General features: G+C 62.5%; 11 protein-coding genes. 2 read left to right on the forward strand and 9 right to left on the reverse strand.

The features are described from left to right. Positions 1 to 128 precede the first annotated feature (128 nt). The 3 genes from hutU to hutC form a co-directional block, all read right to left on the reverse strand. Entirely contained in the window at positions 129 to 1,817 is a 1,689-nt protein-coding gene (hutU, locus tag BT125_RS12780; RefSeq protein ID WP_072407422.1) for a urocanate hydratase, read from the reverse strand. 449 nt (positions 1,818 to 2,266) lie between these two features. Next, positions 2,267 to 2,836, reverse strand: a complete 570-nt coding sequence (locus tag BT125_RS12785; RefSeq protein ID WP_072407424.1) for a HutD/Ves family protein — start codon at positions 2,834 to 2,836, stop codon at positions 2,267 to 2,269. Then, the gene (gene hutC, locus BT125_RS12790; RefSeq protein WP_170842365.1) at positions 2,833 to 3,543 is read right to left on the reverse strand and encodes a histidine utilization repressor; all 711 of its coding nucleotides are present in this window, start codon (positions 3,541 to 3,543) and stop codon (positions 2,833 to 2,835) included. The genes BT125_RS12785 and hutC overlap by 4 nt, the downstream gene beginning before the upstream one ends. A gap of 143 nt (positions 3,544 to 3,686) precedes the next feature. On the opposite strand from hutC, the gene BT125_RS12795 reads away from it, so the two are divergent. Then, positions 3,687 to 5,051: a formimidoylglutamate deiminase gene (locus tag BT125_RS12795; RefSeq protein WP_072407426.1), complete on the forward strand. Its 1,365-nt coding sequence runs from the start codon at positions 3,687 to 3,689 to the stop codon at positions 5,049 to 5,051. Positions 5,052 to 5,171: 120 nt separating this feature from the next. Here the strand turns inward: BT125_RS12795 and BT125_RS12800 are convergent, their stop codons facing one another. After that, positions 5,172 to 5,741, reverse strand: a complete 570-nt coding sequence (locus BT125_RS12800; protein ID WP_072407428.1) for a lipocalin family protein — start codon at positions 5,739 to 5,741, stop codon at positions 5,172 to 5,174. A gap of 31 nt (positions 5,742 to 5,772) precedes the next feature. Then, entirely contained in the window at positions 5,773 to 6,027 is a 255-nt protein-coding gene (locus BT125_RS12805) for a hypothetical protein (protein WP_003186715.1), read from the reverse strand. Between the two features lie 283 nt (positions 6,028 to 6,310). Between BT125_RS12805 and BT125_RS12810 the strand changes: the two genes are divergently transcribed. Further along, the gene (locus BT125_RS12810) at positions 6,311 to 8,203 is read left to right on the forward strand and encodes a methyl-accepting chemotaxis protein (RefSeq protein WP_218190265.1); all 1,893 of its coding nucleotides are present in this window, start codon (positions 6,311 to 6,313) and stop codon (positions 8,201 to 8,203) included. A gap of 122 nt (positions 8,204 to 8,325) precedes the next feature. On the opposite strand, the gene BT125_RS12815 is transcribed toward BT125_RS12810, so the two are convergent. The 4 genes from BT125_RS12815 to BT125_RS12830 all read right to left on the reverse strand — a co-directional run bounded on the left by BT125_RS12815 (position 8,326) and on the right by BT125_RS12830 (position 15,172). Then, positions 8,326 to 8,922 carry a DUF924 family protein gene (locus BT125_RS12815; RefSeq protein ID WP_072407433.1) on the reverse strand — a complete coding sequence of 199 codons (597 nt, stop codon included), beginning with the start codon at positions 8,920 to 8,922 and terminating at the stop codon, positions 8,326 to 8,328. 3 nt (positions 8,923 to 8,925) lie between these two features. Further along, positions 8,926 to 9,936 (reverse strand): class 1 fructose-bisphosphatase, encoded by a 1,011-nt coding sequence (locus BT125_RS12820; protein WP_018607993.1) that lies wholly within the window; start codon positions 9,934 to 9,936, stop codon positions 8,926 to 8,928. A 233-nt stretch (positions 9,937 to 10,169) separates the two neighbouring features. Further along, on the reverse strand, positions 10,170 to 11,552 hold the full coding sequence (locus BT125_RS12825; RefSeq protein ID WP_072407435.1) for a DUF3999 domain-containing protein: 1,383 nt from the start codon (positions 11,550 to 11,552) through the stop codon (positions 10,170 to 10,172). Continuing rightward, positions 11,549 to 15,172: a DUF2339 domain-containing protein gene (locus BT125_RS12830; protein ID WP_072407437.1), complete on the reverse strand. Its 3,624-nt coding sequence runs from the start codon at positions 15,170 to 15,172 to the stop codon at positions 11,549 to 11,551. The genes BT125_RS12825 and BT125_RS12830 overlap by 4 nt, the downstream gene beginning before the upstream one ends. Positions 15,173 to 15,343: the final 171 nt, after the last annotated feature.

A 15,343-nucleotide genomic window follows, 5' to 3' on the forward strand; every position in this document is an offset into this window, starting at 1 on the left:
TGGGGCTCTATGGTGGAACAGCCCCCTGTGGGAGCGGGCTTGCCCGCGAATGCGGTGTGTCAGTCAACACATGTGTCGGATGTAAAACCGCCTTCGCGAGTAAGCCCGCTCCCACAGGGGAATTCGGGTTATTTGCCGGTGATCATCGGCAGGTTCAGCCCCTGTTCCTTGGCGCAATCGATGGCGATCTGGTAACCGGCATCGGCATGGCGCATCACGCCAGTGCCCGGGTCGTTGTGCAGTACGCGCGCAATACGCTCGGCCGCTTCGTCGGTACCGTCGCAGACGATCACCATGCCCGAATGCTGGGAGAAGCCCATGCCGACGCCGCCACCGTGGTGCAGCGACACCCAGGTCGCGCCGCTGGCGGTGTTGAGCAAGGCGTTGAGCAGCGGCCAGTCGGAAACGGCGTCGGAGCCGTCCTGCATGGATTCGGTTTCACGGTTGGGGCTGGCCACGGAACCGGAGTCCAGGTGGTCGCGACCGATGACGATCGGCGCCGACAATTCGCCGCTGCGCACCATCTCGTTGAAGGCCAGGCCCAACTTGGCGCGCTGCCCCAGGCCGACCCAGCAGATCCGTGCCGGCAAGCCCTGGAAGCTGATGCGCTCGCGGGCCATGTCCAGCCAGTTGTGCAGGTGAGCGTCACCGGGGATCAGTTCCTTGACCTTGGCGTCGGTCTTGTAAATGTCCTGGGGGTCACCGGACAGCGCAGCCCAACGGAACGGGCCGATGCCACGGCAGAACAGCGGACGGATATACGCCGGGACGAAACCAGGGAAGTCGAAGGCATTTTCGACGCCCTCTTCCTGGGCCATCTGGCGGATGTTGTTGCCGTAGTCGAAGGTCGGCACGCCCATTTTCTGGAAGGCCAACATGGCTTTGACGTGGACGGCCATCGATTGCTTGGCGGCCTTCACCACGGCAGCGGGCTCGGTCTTGGCGCGGGCACGGTATTCGTCCCAGGTCCAGCCGGCCGGCAGGTAGCCGTTGAGGGGGTCGTGGGCGCTGGTCTGGTCGGTGACCATGTCCGGGCGCACGCCACGGCGGACCATTTCCGGCAGGATTTCAGCAGCGTTCCCACACAGCGCGATGGAAATCGCCTTGCCTTCGGCAGTGTATTTCTCGATGCGCGCCAAGGCATCGTCGAGGTCTTTGGCTTGCTCGTCGACGTAGCGGGTCTTCAGGCGGAAATCGATACTGACCTGCTGGCACTCAATGTTCAGCGAGCACGCGCCGGCCAGGGTCGCGGCCAGGGGTTGGGCACCGCCCATGCCACCCAAACCGGCGGTCAGGACCCAACGGCCTTTGAGGTTGGAATCGTAGTGCTGGCGACCGGCCTCGACGAAGGTTTCATACGTGCCTTGGACGATGCCCTGGCTGCCGATGTAGATCCAGCTACCCGCAGTCATCTGGCCGTACATGGCCAGGCCCTTGGCGTCGAGTTCGTTGAAGTGCTCCCAACTGGCCCAGTGCGGCACCAGGTTGGAGTTGGCGATCAGGACGCGAGGGGCGTTGCTGTGGGTCTTGAACACGCCCACCGGCTTGCCGGATTGCACCAGCAGGGTTTCGTCGTCATTCAGGTTGGTCAGGCTTTCGACGATCTTGTCGTAGCACTCCCAATTGCGCGCCGCGCGGCCGATGCCACCGTAGACCACCAGTTCCTTTGGGTTCTCGGCCACTTCCGGGTCGAGGTTGTTCATCAGCATGCGCAGCGGCGCTTCAGTCAGCCAGCTCTTGGCGGTCAGCGTGTTACCGCGAGGGGCGCGGATTTCAACGTCACGGTATTTTTCGGGTTTGCGGGTAGCGTCGGTCACAGCAAAAACTCCTCAGCGATCAATCCAGACCAGCCCGGGCAGTGGGCAGCGATTTTCTACGAACGTTGCGTTGAATATCGGCGACTCATACGCATACGTCTTTACTTGTATGTACAAGCATATGCAATCAAGCGGCCAACTTGTTGAAGACACGTTTGCAGGATGACTTGAGGATTGGCTGAAAGGCCCGTGATTGAGCGGTTTGAGAGCCAGATGAAATTTCTGAAGGAAGGATTTATGAAGGAGACAAGCAGGTTATGGCAGCCCGGTTCTGCGCCACGCTGGGGCGTTTGGTAACAAATTAGTGCGCGCAGGAGGAAACGGTGAGATGGCTTTTGTGGCGAGGGAGCTTGCTCCCGCTGGGCTGCGCAGCGGCCCCCAAGAAGCGACGGGCGCTGCGCACCCGAGCGGGTGCAAGCTCCCTCGCCACTAGAGCGCTTCGCCGAAAATCAGCGGACCGTCAGCTCAATCACACAGCATTGGCCGTGGCTGGTGATGTCCAGCAGCCCGGTGTTACCGCTCAACTGCAAGCAGTCGTAGAGGCCCAGGACAACGGTGGACTCGCCAATCTTGATGGTCAATCCCGGGGCCACGCTGAACACCAGCAACGTCCCCGCTTCGCTGAAGAATCGCTGCTGCCCCCCCACCCACTGCAATCGCGCGCGGTAACGCTGCGGTGCATAGATCAGGTTGAAATCCCGAATGGGGCCGCCCAGCAAGGTGCAATGCACATGGCTCTCGCCACTGAAGGCAAAGGGGTCCAACGGATGCAAAGGTCGCGTGGCCTGGCCATCGACGTTCAGCGTCATGCCGTCCCCCTGCAAGACGCTGATGATCCGCTCGTAACCGGCAAACGTGGAAAAACCACCCGACTCGGCAATATCGGCAATGGACAGGCGCCAGCCGAAGCCGTCCAGGCCCGTGCCGGCATCGCGAGAGATTTCCTCGGTGCTGCCACCGCCGTTTTTCCATGGCATGCGGGGGTAATCGGCTGCGCGTAAAACCTTCAACTGGCTCATTTATGAAAGCGCCCTTCCAGACTGTGACGGGAACCCGGATGGATCAGGCGCGCGGCGGTCACCGGCTGGCGTCCGGACCAGGTGCGGCGACGGATCAACAGGCACGGCTCGCCCCGCTCGATCTGCAGCAGCTTGCATTCGCTCGGCTCGGCCAGAATCGCCTCGACCACATGCTCACCCTCGGTCAGCGGCGCGACCTGATTCAGATAGGCGTAAGGCGTCTGCAAGGTGAAGTCCTGCTTGAGGTAGTCCGGCGCCACCAGTGCGTTGACGAAACGGTCCTCGATTTGCACAGGAATGTCGTTCTCGAAATGCACGATCAGCGAATGGAACACCTTCTGGCCTTCACGCATGTCCAAGGCCAGGGCTCGCTCGGAACCGGCGGCTTCTTCTTCCAGAGTGATGACCTTGCAGGTGTGACGGTGGCCGCGGGAGGCGATCTCGTCAGCGATGTTATGCACTTCGAACAACGCGGACTGGCTCTTGGGCTCGGCCACGAATGTGCCGACCCCCTGCATGCGCACCAACAGGCCGTCGGCGGTCATTTCCCGCAAGGCACGGTTGATGGTCATGCGACTGAAGCCCAACTGGCTGACCAGCTCGCTTTCCGACGGCACGCGGTAGTGCGGCGGCCAGTTTCCACTGTCGATCTGCTGGGTGATCATCTGTTTGACGCGGGCGTACAAGGGCGCCGGACTGTCACCCATGTGTGCGGCCAGCGGCGGTTTGGCAGGCGGAGTCGGCACGGCGGTTCCCTGTTCTGCGAATAAGGTTGCTAGCTTGCCGGAGTTTACCGGCCAGGCAAACGTCTGTATATGTATATACAAATTACGCACGATGAGGTTGAACCATGTCCGCCTTCTTTGCCGAACGCGCACTGCTGCCTAGTGGATGGGCCAATGCTGTACGTCTTGAAGTCGACGCCAAGGGCGTCCTGACTCATGTCCAGGCCGATTCTCACGCAGACGGCGCCGAACGGCTGAGCGGGCCGCTGTTGCCGGGTATGCCGAACCTGCACTCCCATGCCTTTCAACGGGCGATGGCCGGGCTGGCGGAAGTGGCGGGCAATCCCAACGACAGTTTCTGGACCTGGCGCGACTTGATGTACCGCCTCGTCGGAAAAATCAGCCCGGAGCAACTCGGCATCATCGCCCGCCAGCTGTATATCGAAATGCTCAAGGCCGGCTACACCTCGGTCGCCGAATTCCATTACGTGCACCATGACACCGACGGTGCGTCCTACGCCGACCCGGCGGAGCTGGCCCTGCGCATCAGCCACGCCGCCAGCGCCGCCGGCATCGGCCTGACGCTGCTGCCGGTGCTCTACAGCCATTCCGGTTTTGGCGGCCAGGCGCCCAACGACGGGCAGCGCCGGTTCATCAACAGCACCGAAAACTACTTGAAGCTTCAGTCACGCTTGCAACCGATCCTGGCCGGGCAACCGTCCCAGTTCCTGGGCTTGTGTTTCCACTCGCTGCGCGCCGTGACACCAGGGCAGATCCAGGACGTGCTGGCCGCCAGCGACCGTGATTGCCCGGTGCACATCCACATCGCCGAGCAGCAGAAGGAAGTCGATGACTGCCTGAGCTGGAGCGGCGCCCGCCCGCTGCAATGGCTGTACGAAAACACTGAGGTCGACCAGCGCTGGTGCCTGGTTCATGCCACCCATGCCAACGCCCAGGAAGTCAGCCTCATGGCCAAGAGCCGGGCGATTGCCGGCCTGTGCCTGACCACCGAAGCCAACCTGGGGGACGGGATTTTCCCGGCCGTGGATTTCCTCGCCCAGGGCGGGCGCCTGGGTATCGGTTCCGATAGCCATGTGTCCTTGAGCGTGGTCGAAGAATTGCGCTGGCTGGAATATGGCCAGCGCCTGCGTGACCAACGGCGTAACCGCTTGTATCGGGCGGATCAGCCGATGGTCGGCCGCACCTTGTTCGACGCGGCATTGGAAGGCGGCGCCCAGGCCCTGGGGCAACCGGTCGGCGCCCTCGACATCGGCAAGCGCGCCGACTGGCTGGTGCTCGATGGCAACGATCCGTACCTGGCCACGGCCAATGGCGACGGGATTCTCAATCGTTGGTTGTTTGCCGGCGGCGATCGTCAGGTGCGGGATGTGATGGTCGGCGGCCGGTGGGTTGTGCGGGATGGGCGTCATGCCGGCGAAGAGGAAAGCACCCGGGCGTTTACCCAGGTATTGCGCGAACTACTAGACTGACGCGGATAAAAATGTGGGAGCGAGCTTGCTCGCGATGAGGCCTTCACATTCAACACTGAGGTTGGCTGAAAATCCGTCATCGCGAGCAAGCTCGCTCCCACATGGGTTCTCAGGAGCCGATCAATTCGAGGTCTTGGCCATCTGCCGATCCGACGCGCGCCAGATCAGTCGTGTCGTGTCATAACCTTGCTGGCGCGCCTTGCTCAGCAGCTCCTCGCGCACGACGCTATTGACGGTCGGTGTGCGGGACAGCAACCACATGTAGCGACGGCTCGGGTCGCCGACGATGGCTGTCTTGTAGTCATCGCTGACGTACAGCACCCAGTATTGCCCTTTCGCCACGCCCGGCACGATCCGTGAAAACCAGTTGTCGAACTCGACCCAGAGCTTGTCGGTCTTGCCCGGTACCTGCGGCGTGGCCGTGCCCCTGGCTTCCTCCCACTGCCAGTCCGAGGTCAGGCAGCGATTGAGCACAGCCACGTTGCCGTCTGGCTTGAGGATGTAGTGAGCTTCCGATTGTGCGCAATTGCGCTGGAAATACATGGGCAGACGGGCCAACTCATACCAGGTCCCTTGGTAACGCTTGAGATTGACGCTGTTGACCGTCTTGGGCGCCAACGGATCTTCGCCAGAAGTGGCACAGCCGGCCAATACCAGGCCAGCCAAAAGCACAAAAACTAACCGCATCATTATTCTTCTCCCGCAGGCCTCTGGCCTCGGTTTACTTCAGGCCTTGGCCGGAAAACATCAACACTTTGTCACCGGCGTACTGCACGCTGATAAAGCTTTTCTGGTCGCCCCAGGTACAGCTGGACATGCCGAGCGCGCCTGAACAATCGGTCGGTTTCCCCAGCAACGTTTCGACTTCGGCCTTGGGCATGCCAGCCGACAATTTCGAATAGTTTTCCTGGTTGACCTTGCTGCATGCGGTCAACACGACGCACATAAACAGCAGGGCGATAGATCGCAGCGACATGGTGTAACTCCTGGAACGGAAGGGAGGTGGCAGGGTGCCAACCTGATCCTTAGAAGAGAAAACCCCTATCTGGTTCCCTGACGTCCCCAGTATTTATTGGCTGTACAGAGGTGTTTCGTCGATGAATCGCCCGGTTTGTGACGCCGTCGTACCTTCCGTCGGGATTGGACCCTTGACGCCTGATGGGCCGGGCTTTTGCGCCGATAAAAAGTAACAGCGCAAAAGCCTGCGCTATGGCAAATTGACAGCCCTCCTGACCCGTCCCTCCGCGGTAGTGTTCTTAATGACCAGAAACATGAAATTCAGCCATAAAATCCTGTTGGCTGCCGCCCTCGTGGTGGCCGTTGCATTCGCCTGTTTCATCCTGTTCAACGACTATCGTCAACGCCAGAGCCTGCATGCCAGCACCGAGACCTCCATGCAGGAACTCGGCAGCCTGACCAGCCGGAACATCCAAACGTGGGTCGACGGCCGTATCCAATTGCTGCAATCACTGGCCCAGCAGATCGCCGTGGACGGCAGCAGTGCCGACAGCCTCAAGCGCGCCGTGGGCCTGCCGGCCTACACCGAAAACTTCCAACTCAGCTATTTCGGCGGCACCGACGGCGTGATGTTCTCGGTACCGGCCGGCAATCGTGCCGCCGACTACGACCCGCGCGCCCGTGGTTGGTACAAGGCCGCCAACAGCGCACAGCGAACCATTGTCACCGAACCGTACATCGCCGCCTCATCAGGCAAACTGGTGATCACCGTCGCCACGCCGGTACAGCACCAGGGCCAGATGATTGGCGTGGCCGGTGCGGACATCGACCTGTCCAGCGTCAGCGCCATCATCAACTCGCTGAACTTCGGCGGCCACGGCCACGCGTTCATCGTCAGCGCCGATGGCAAGATCCTGATCCACCCCGACAGCAAGCGCGTGCTCAAGACCCTGGCCGAGGCCTACCCCAACGGCGCGCCGCAAATCAGCCCGGGCGTGAAGGAAGTCGACCTCGACGGCAAGACCCAATTCATCTCCTTCACGCAGGTCAATGGCGTGCCGGGAGCCAACTGGTATGTCGCGCTGGTGCTCGACAAGGACACCGCCCTGGCGATGCTCAGCGAGTTCCGCACCTCGGCGCTGATCGCCATGACCATTGCCGTGGTGTTCATCATCGCCCTGCTGGGCATGCTGATCCGCGTGCTGATGCAGCCGCTGTTGACCATGGGCCGCGCCATGCACGACATTGCTGAAGGCGAAGGCGACCTGACCCGGCGCCTGGTCATTCACGGCCACGACGAATTCGGCGCACTGGGCACGTCGTTCAACCGCTTTGTCGAACGCATTCACACCTCGATCCGCGAAGTGGCCTCGGCCACCGGCCAGGTCAACGAAGTCGCCCTGCGCGTGGTCAGCGCCTCCAACTCGTCGATGTTCAATTCCGACCAGCAGGCATCGCGCACCAGCAGCGTGGCCGCGGCCATCAACCAACTCGGCGCCGCCGCCCAGGAAATCGCCCAGAACGCCGCCCTCGCCTCTCAACATTCCAGCGAGGCCCGCAACCTGGCCGAGGACGGCCAGCACGTGGTGGATAAAACCATCGCGGCCATGCAGCAGCTGTCGGCCAAGATCAGCGACTCGTGCGGCAACATTGAAGTCCTGAACAGCAATACGGTGAACATCGGCCAGATTCTCGAGGTGATCACCAGTATTTCCCAGCAGACCAACCTGCTCGCCCTGAACGCCGCCATCGAAGCTGCCCGGGCCGGTGAAGCCGGACGCGGCTTCGCGGTGGTGGCCGATGAAGTACGCAACCTGGCTCACCGCACCCAGGATTCGGCGCAGCAAGTGCAGAAGATGATCGAAGAGCTGCAAGTCGGCGCGCGGGAAGCCGTGCTGACCATGACCGACAGCCAGCGCCAGAGCGAAAGCAGCGTCGGCATCGCCAACCAGGCCGGCGAACGCCTCGGCAGCGTGACCCAGCGCATCGGTGAAATCGACGGCATGAACCAGTCCGTGGCTACCGCCACTGAAGAACAGACCGCCGTGGTGGAGTCGATCAACGTCGACATCACCGAGATCAACACGCTGAACCAGGAAGGCGTGGAAAACCTGCAAGCCACCTTGCGCGCCTGTGCCGACCTCGAACAGCAGGCGGCGCGGTTGAAGCAGTTGGTGGGTAGTTTCCGGATCTAGTGCTCTCAAGGGCCCTTTCGCGAGCAAGCCCGCTCCCACAGTTGACCGAGTATCGTCAGGGAAACACGATTAACTGTGGGAGCGGGCTTGCTCGCGAAGACGGCATCAACCTCGCAGAAAATTCAGAACCTGGACCCAGGTCTGTTCAAAAACTCCATTTCCTCAGCCGTGGACTCACGCCCCAACAGCGCATTGCGATGGGGAAACCGCCCAAACCGCGCAATGATCTTCTGGTGCCGCTCGGCATAATCCAGGTTGTCTTCAAACACCGCCCGTTCCGCCTCCGGTTGCTCTCGGACCAGATCGATAAACCGCGACACGGCCTCGTTCTGCACCGCCAGGTTCTCGCAGTGTTCGAGCACCAAATAGATGAAGACGCGCTGGATCGGCTTGAGCTGTCGTTCGAACCCCGCCGCCAGGCCTTGGGCTACCAGCGCTTGAGCACGCAAGTCGCCGGAAAAGCTTTTGGGGGTATTGCGAAAGATCATCCGCGGGAATTGATCCAGTAGCAGCACCAGGGCCAGCCAACCTTCCGGGCGTTGCGCCCAATCGGTCAATCCGCCGGCCAGTGCCTGCTCGACCCGATCGCCGAAGCGCTCTTGCGCCTGGCGATCATGGCCTTTGCCGAACCACAGCTTGCCCTTTTCAGCCGCTATTTCGTCCGGTGTTTCGCCTGAACCAAACCACCAATCGAGCAACGGCTGCCAGGGCTCGGCCATGGTTTACTCCTTGTGGTAAGCCGTGGCGCGAGCCACTTCTTCCTTCGAACCGAGGAACACGGCCACACGCTGGTGCAGACCTTCAGGCTTGATATCGAGGATGCGCTGATGACCGTCGGTGGAAGCGCCGCCCGCCTGCTCCACCAGGAACGACATCGGGTTGGCTTCGTACATCAGGCGCAGCTTGCCCGGCTTGGACGGCTCGCGGCTGTCGCGCGGGTACATGAACAGGCCGCCACGGGTCAGGATCCGGTGCACATCGGCAACCATCGCGGCGACCCAGCGCATGTTGTAGTTCTTCTTCAACGGGCCTTCTTCGCCTGCCAGCAGTTCTTCGACGTAGCGTTTTACCGGGGCTTCCCAGTGACGCTGGTTGGACATGTTGATGGCGAATTCCTGGGTGGTCTCAGGAATGGTGATGTCTTCGTGGGTCAGTACGAAGCTGCCCATCTCGCGGTCCAGGGTGAAGCCCTTGACGCCGTCACCCAGGGTCAGCACCAGCATGGTCTGAGGGCCGTAGATGGCATAACCGGCGGCGACCTGCTCGGTGCCCGGCTGCAGGAAGGCCTTTTCATTCAGGGCTTCGTTCTGGCTCAGGTACTCGTTCGGGCAGCGCAGTACCGAGAAGATGGTGCCGACCGGCGCGTTGATGTCGATGTTCGACGAACCGTCCAGTGGGTCGAACACCAGCAGGTAGGCACCCTTGGGGTATTTGCCCGGGATCTGGTAGGCATTGTCCATTTCCTCGGACGCCATGCCGGCCAGGTGACCGCCCCATTCGTTGGCTTCGAGCAGGATTTCGTTGGACAGCACGTCGAGCTTTTTCTGCACTTCACCCTGCACGTTTTCGGTGCCCATGCTGCCCAGGACACCACCCAACGCGCCTTTGGAGACGGCGTGGCTGATTTCCTTGCATGCACGCGCCACCACTTCGATTAAAAAGCGCAGATCGGCAGGGGTATTGTTGCTGCGGGTCTGCTCAATCAAATAGCGACTCAAGGTAACGCGGGACATGGACGGCTCCGAAGAATAGGGGGCGGAAAAACCAGCGCAGTTTAGCGCGAGTCGGGACTTAATTCCTCCTATGAGACGGGGAATGGAGGATTGAGTTCACGGGGTGGTAGTCGCTTGTGGATTTTGGCTCGCTGGCAGACCGAATCGCGAGCAAGCTCGCTCCCACAGTTGACCGAGTTGTTTCGACGAACGCGGCCTACTGTGGGAGCGAGCTTGCTCGCGATGAAGTCACCTCAACTCTTGACCGGCGGCTTGCGCAGCAGGCTGAACGCCATCGCCGCGAGGAACAGCACGCTCAGCAGCAATACCGCCCACAAGCCGATTTTCTTCCAGTTGGTATCGACCGTCGCAGGCGCGGTTGCGGTTGCAGGGGGCGCAGTTGGCGTCGACGTGGCCGCGCCGTTCACCGTCGCCGTCCCCAGCGTCGCCAGGCGCGACGGTTTGTAATCAGGCACCAGCGTGCTCAATGGCAAGCTGGCCGCTTTGACTGTCGCGCTGCCCAGCGCCAGGCGGTAAGGCCCTTCGCCCCGTGCCAGGAACACCACCTGGGTCGGGCGCACGGCAAAGCGCAGGGCCGGGGCTTCGGTTCCCAGGCCGCCGCCACGCTCGTCCACCGTCAGTTTCAATTGCTGCACGGTCTGGCCGGACAGCTGCAATTGGTTTTGCAGCACATCCTGGCCGTTCTGGGTCAAGCGATAGAGCAAACCACTGGCCAACGGCTGCCACGGATGGCTGCTTTCACGGCGACCGGCCAGGGTCACCGGCGCCAAGCTGTTGGCCTGGCTCAGTTCGACCTGCACTTGCTCGATGTTCAGCCCCATGGGCAACTGCCAGGTGTACTCACCGGCCTTGGTCGTGCTGCCGGCCAGCGGTTGCGACCAGACCAGCGGCAACGGCAGGCTTTCGCGGCTGGCGCTGTGCAGCTGGGCCGAGGTCAGCACCGGCGCGGAGGACGGCGAATCCCACAGCAACCGCAGATAGCGCGCCGGTTGCCCCGGCAGATTCACTTCATGCTGCTCGACCCGCTCATCGGCAAAGGTCAAGCGCGCCACCTGGCCTTCACCCCAGGATTGCCAGTGCTGCAAGTCGTCACTGGCTTCGATGGTGAACCGCTGGAAGCCGTCGCGCTCGCTGGTCCAGTCGAGGACCAACTGCTGCAACGGTGCCTTGATCGCGCTGGCATCCAGCAACCAACCGCGCAGCTCCTCTTCCCCCGCTTCGAGCCGACTCGATGGCTGGACTTCCACCAGCGTGCCATTGGCGTTCGACTGCACACGTATGCTGGGCGCGCGCTCGTGGTCATCAGCGGCGTTGTACAGGGGGAACCACTTCACATCGGTAAGGGTGCGGTTTTCCTGGCTCTGGGCCGACTCGCGCACCAATGCGTAGGCCTGGGCCTGCCCGGCGGCATTGAAGACGCGCAGGTCGCTCAGGTCGGTCTGCCGCGCCTGCAACTGCACGTCAAGTGGCAACGGCAGGCGATACCACGGCCCTTCGCCGCTCAGGGCCAACGGCACTTGATGGGCGAAATCCGCCGGTTGCTCCTGGGCGGTAGCTGACAACGCCACCCACAATCCAACCACGCCCAGCCCGATCCGATTCAACTTGCGACTCAAGATGACACTCCCTCACTGACAGGCATAGGCGGCTCATCCTGGGCGACCGTCTCCGGGCGCTTGGGCGGCAGCGGCGCGAAGTAGCCCACCACCAATAGCAATACACCCACGCCGATGAACGACACGATCCGCGCCAGACCGCCACGGTTACTCAATTCGACAAAGAACAGCTTGGCCACGACCACGGCGATCAACGCCGCACCGATCAGCCACACTTCACGCCGATGACGCAGATGCCCGCCGATCATCAGGCCAAGGGCGATCAAGGTCCAGACAATGGACAACCCGGCCTGCACGAACATCGACTCGAGCAGCGCGTCCAGCTCGTAGGGCACCCCCATCCATTGGTGAGCAGTGCGCATCACCAGGGCGGTAAAGAACGCGAACAGCGACACACCGGCGATCAACTGAGCGATGTGCCCGATGCGATTCCAGCGGTTCGTCGATTGTTCCACGGCGTTGCGAGCCCACACATAGATACCGAACAAGGCGAACAGCAGGCCCAGCTCCAAGGGGTTGAGCAACGGCACATAAGGCAGTGGCTCTGAGTTGCCATCGCTGAAGGTGTTGGTTAGCCAGAACCAACCGAGCATCAACAGCGCCATGGGTGCCGCCGCATAGACACGATATTCCCGGGGTTGTGCCGAAACCGGCCATGGCAAGGTACGCGGCGTGGCCATCAGCACCAGATAAAGACCTGGCAGGATCGCCCAGGCCAGCCAGCGCCAAGCGTTGTACTGCTCGGACAGCAATAGCAGGCCGTAACGCAACTCCAGCATCAACACCGCCATCAGCAACCAGCAACCGAGTACGTGGGCCGTACTGCGCGCCCGGGCCGGCAGCATCGGCGCCAGGCGCTTGAGCGAGAGAAAATGCACGGCAAATACCGCCAGCCAGGCCAGCCAGCCGAAATGCCCGGCCGGGTGATAGTGGCTGTGCCACGTCGCCACCAGTACGCAGCCCACCGCCGGGATCAACAGGGTGCACAGCAGCCCCAGCGCCGGCCATTTCAACCGCAGCGACAAAACGCTCCACACCGCCACGCTGATGGCCGCGATCAACAACAGGAAGCCGCCTTGCAGGTTCGCCGGGGCAAAACGCAGCACTTCGCTGATCCATGCCAGCGCCCACCAACCCGCGCCCCAGATCAGCAACAGCTCGGACAGGCGCTGCAAGCTCAAGGCGTCCAGCTCCTGCGCCGCGTGCGCCCGTTGCAGGCGCCATGCACCCACCAGCGCTGCCAACCCCAGGACCAGCGGCGTCCAGAAGCCGCTATGGGCCAGGGGCCGCAGATCCTCGGCATTGAGCGGCCCCAGCAACACCGGCCCCGCCGTCAGGAACGCCGCACCGCCCAGCAGTTGCAACAGCAGACCGAAGACAAAGCTCACGCGCTGTTTCAGGTACAGGCTCAGCCAGATGATCAACAGGCCACTGGCCGCCCATACCCCGCTCGCCGTTTGCCAGGGCAGGACGAACAGCACCGCGAGATTGATCAGCACCAACCCCGCCAGCAGCACCACCGACAAGCCGCGCAACAACCGGACATCGTTGCGCACCATGTCGTCGCGCGCCGCCAGCAACATGCCGCCGATCAATGCCAGGCCGATCAGAGAAGCACTGAGCAAACCGTTCCAGCCCGCGCTGAACACCGCCGCCGAATCACCCTCGGCGCCTTGCAGGCGCAACAGGAACAGTGCGCCGCCGAGCAATTGCACCGCGAACGCGGTGAACAGGAAGCTGCGCGATTGCAGGCGCAGGCCGACAAACAGCGTCGCCAATCCGGCCAGGGCCCAGGCGATTGCCGTGCCGTGGGCGAAGAAGAACAACGGCGCCAGCAGATAGAGGAAACTCAAGCCCAGCACCGCCAGCACCGGCAGGCCTTGGCGCTCCCAAGCCGCCGTGTGTTCGGGGGCTGCCTTGCGCAGTTGGTAGAACGTGAACAGCAAAGCGCCGCCGAGCATCAACGCTCCCAACGGTGAACCGTCGAGCAGGCTGCCTTCGCCAGATCGCAATTCGCTGAGGAAGGCCAGCGCCGAGCCCAATTGCAGCAGCAAAGCAAAGACTCGGGCGAAAGGTCGTTGCTGGCGCAGGCCCAGCCAGAAGATCCCCGCACCTTCCACGGCCCAGGCCGCCGAGGTCCAACGGGCGTCGAGCCCCAAGGGGATTGCCAGGCTGGCAAAAATCACCCCCAGGGCCAAGCAGGTTTCCGCCAACAGCAGGGCACGGCCGCCCATCAATAACCGCGCCAGCCCCATGTAGATCATGCCCAGGGCCAGGGCGCTGAATGCAGCGGCGAACTCCAGGTGCTGCACCAACGCGAACTGCAAGCCGAAACCCACCAACGGCGGGCCGAACAGCATGCTGCCGTCCACGTAATCGCCCTTGCGCGCCGACCAGCGCAACAACGCGTCGCGGCTGCCGTCTTCGGGGGCATCGCTCATTTCCAGCAGCTTGCGGCGGGTGAACAGCAAACCAATCGCCAGGTAGATGAGGAAGAACAGGATCAGGAACGGCTCGGTGCTCCAGAGCAGTTCTGGCGTGTAGGAACGCAGGCCCCAGGCGAAACCGATGCCGAAGGTGCCGACAAAACCGATCAGGTTGAGCAAGCGCCAGGCCTTGAACCAGGCTATCGCGAGGATGCCGGCATTGAGCAGGATGAAATAGCTGAACAGTGCGACGTGGTTGCCGCTGCCGGTGGAGGTCAGGATCGGCGCGGCAAAGCCGCCCAGTGCCGCCGCCGCAGCCAGGCCCAGGGCATTCTGGGTCACCGCCAGGATCGCCGAGAACACCGTCACCGCCACCAGCAAGCCCAGGGCCGCCTTGGAATCGAGCAACGGATGCAAGCGCATGGCGGCAAACACCGTCAGGTACAACACGGCGATCCCGGTGCCTTGCAACATCAGCGCATAGTTATTGTTGCGGTGGCGCAGCCACCAACCCAGGCCCAACAGGCCCAACGCACTGGCCGCGACGCCGGCGTAACGCAACTCGATCGGCACCACCATGCCTTCGGTGGCATAACGCAGCAGGAACGCCAGGCCGAGGAACAGCAGCACCACGCCGACCCGCAGCACGGTATTGCCGCCGAACAGCCAGTTGCGCGCACCGATAATGGCGCGGTCGAACAGATTCGGACCACGCGGGGCCGCCGGCTCCGCAATCATTGGCTCCAGAGGCAGAGGGGCAAAATCACGGTCGGCACGCCGACTGGACGTCTCTGGCGCGGGCTTCCAAATGTCATCGGGCAACGGTTGGCTGGCCTGGGTGGCCATCGCGGGAGCGGGTTCGAGGTCTGACGGCAATTCCCAGACGAGCTCCGGTTCGGTGCGCGTTGCGGGCTTCGCGGCCTGGGGCACGACAACCTCGGGCGCGGGGGCCGGATCACTTGGTTCGGCCACCTTGCCGCTTTCGAGTACCGCCAGACGGGCCTCCAACGTGAGCAAGCTCTGCTGAGCTTCTTGCAACAAAATCTGTTGCTTGGCCGCCTGGACACCCAGGCGCCCCAACCGAAATGCCTGGGCGATGCCAAGCCCCACCAGTGCGCCTATCAGCGCATCGGCGAACGACGCGTCCACCACCCAGCCCAGTGCCAGGCCCAACAACGTCAAGATCCATTGCATGGTTGATATCCCTAAGCGGCCCGTTGCGGGCATGACCGGGGTGATGCGATGCCTGGATCAGTCTAGTGCCCCCCCCAAACCCTGTGGGAGCGGGCTTGCTCGCGAGAGCGGCATGACAGACACCTTAAGGTTGACTGATACACCGCTATCGCGAGCAAGCTCGCTCCCACA

Origin of the sequence: Pseudomonas sp. NFACC04-2 (assembly GCF_900119265.1) — a bacterium.
Classification (GTDB): Bacteria; Pseudomonadota; Gammaproteobacteria; order Pseudomonadales; family Pseudomonadaceae; genus Aquipseudomonas; species Aquipseudomonas fluorescens_AA.

What these genes read in the sequence shown, in the direction of transcription:
- BT125_RS12785 (WP_072407424.1), bottom strand. Translation starts at nt 2,836, where the DNA reads ATGAGCCAGTTGAAGGTTTTACGCGCAGCCGATTACCCCCGCATGCCA.
- hutC (WP_170842365.1), bottom strand. Translation starts at nt 3,543, where the DNA reads ATGGGTGACAGTCCGGCGCCCTTGTACGCCCGCGTCAAACAGATGATC.
- BT125_RS12795 (WP_072407426.1), top strand. Translation starts at nt 3,687, where the DNA reads ATGTCCGCCTTCTTTGCCGAACGCGCACTGCTGCCTAGTGGATGGGCC.
- BT125_RS12800 (WP_072407428.1), bottom strand. Translation starts at nt 5,741, where the DNA reads ATGATGCGGTTAGTTTTTGTGCTTTTGGCTGGCCTGGTATTGGCCGGC.
- BT125_RS12805 (WP_003186715.1), bottom strand. Translation starts at nt 6,027, where the DNA reads ATGTCGCTGCGATCTATCGCCCTGCTGTTTATGTGCGTCGTGTTGACC.
- BT125_RS12810 (WP_218190265.1), top strand. Translation starts at nt 6,311, where the DNA reads ATGACCAGAAACATGAAATTCAGCCATAAAATCCTGTTGGCTGCCGCC.
- BT125_RS12815 (WP_072407433.1), bottom strand. Translation starts at nt 8,922, where the DNA reads ATGGCCGAGCCCTGGCAGCCGTTGCTCGATTGGTGGTTTGGTTCAGGC.
- BT125_RS12820 (WP_018607993.1), bottom strand. Translation starts at nt 9,936, where the DNA reads ATGTCCCGCGTTACCTTGAGTCGCTATTTGATTGAGCAGACCCGCAGC.
- BT125_RS12830 (WP_072407437.1), bottom strand. Translation starts at nt 15,172, where the DNA reads ATGCAATGGATCTTGACGTTGTTGGGCCTGGCACTGGGCTGGGTGGTG.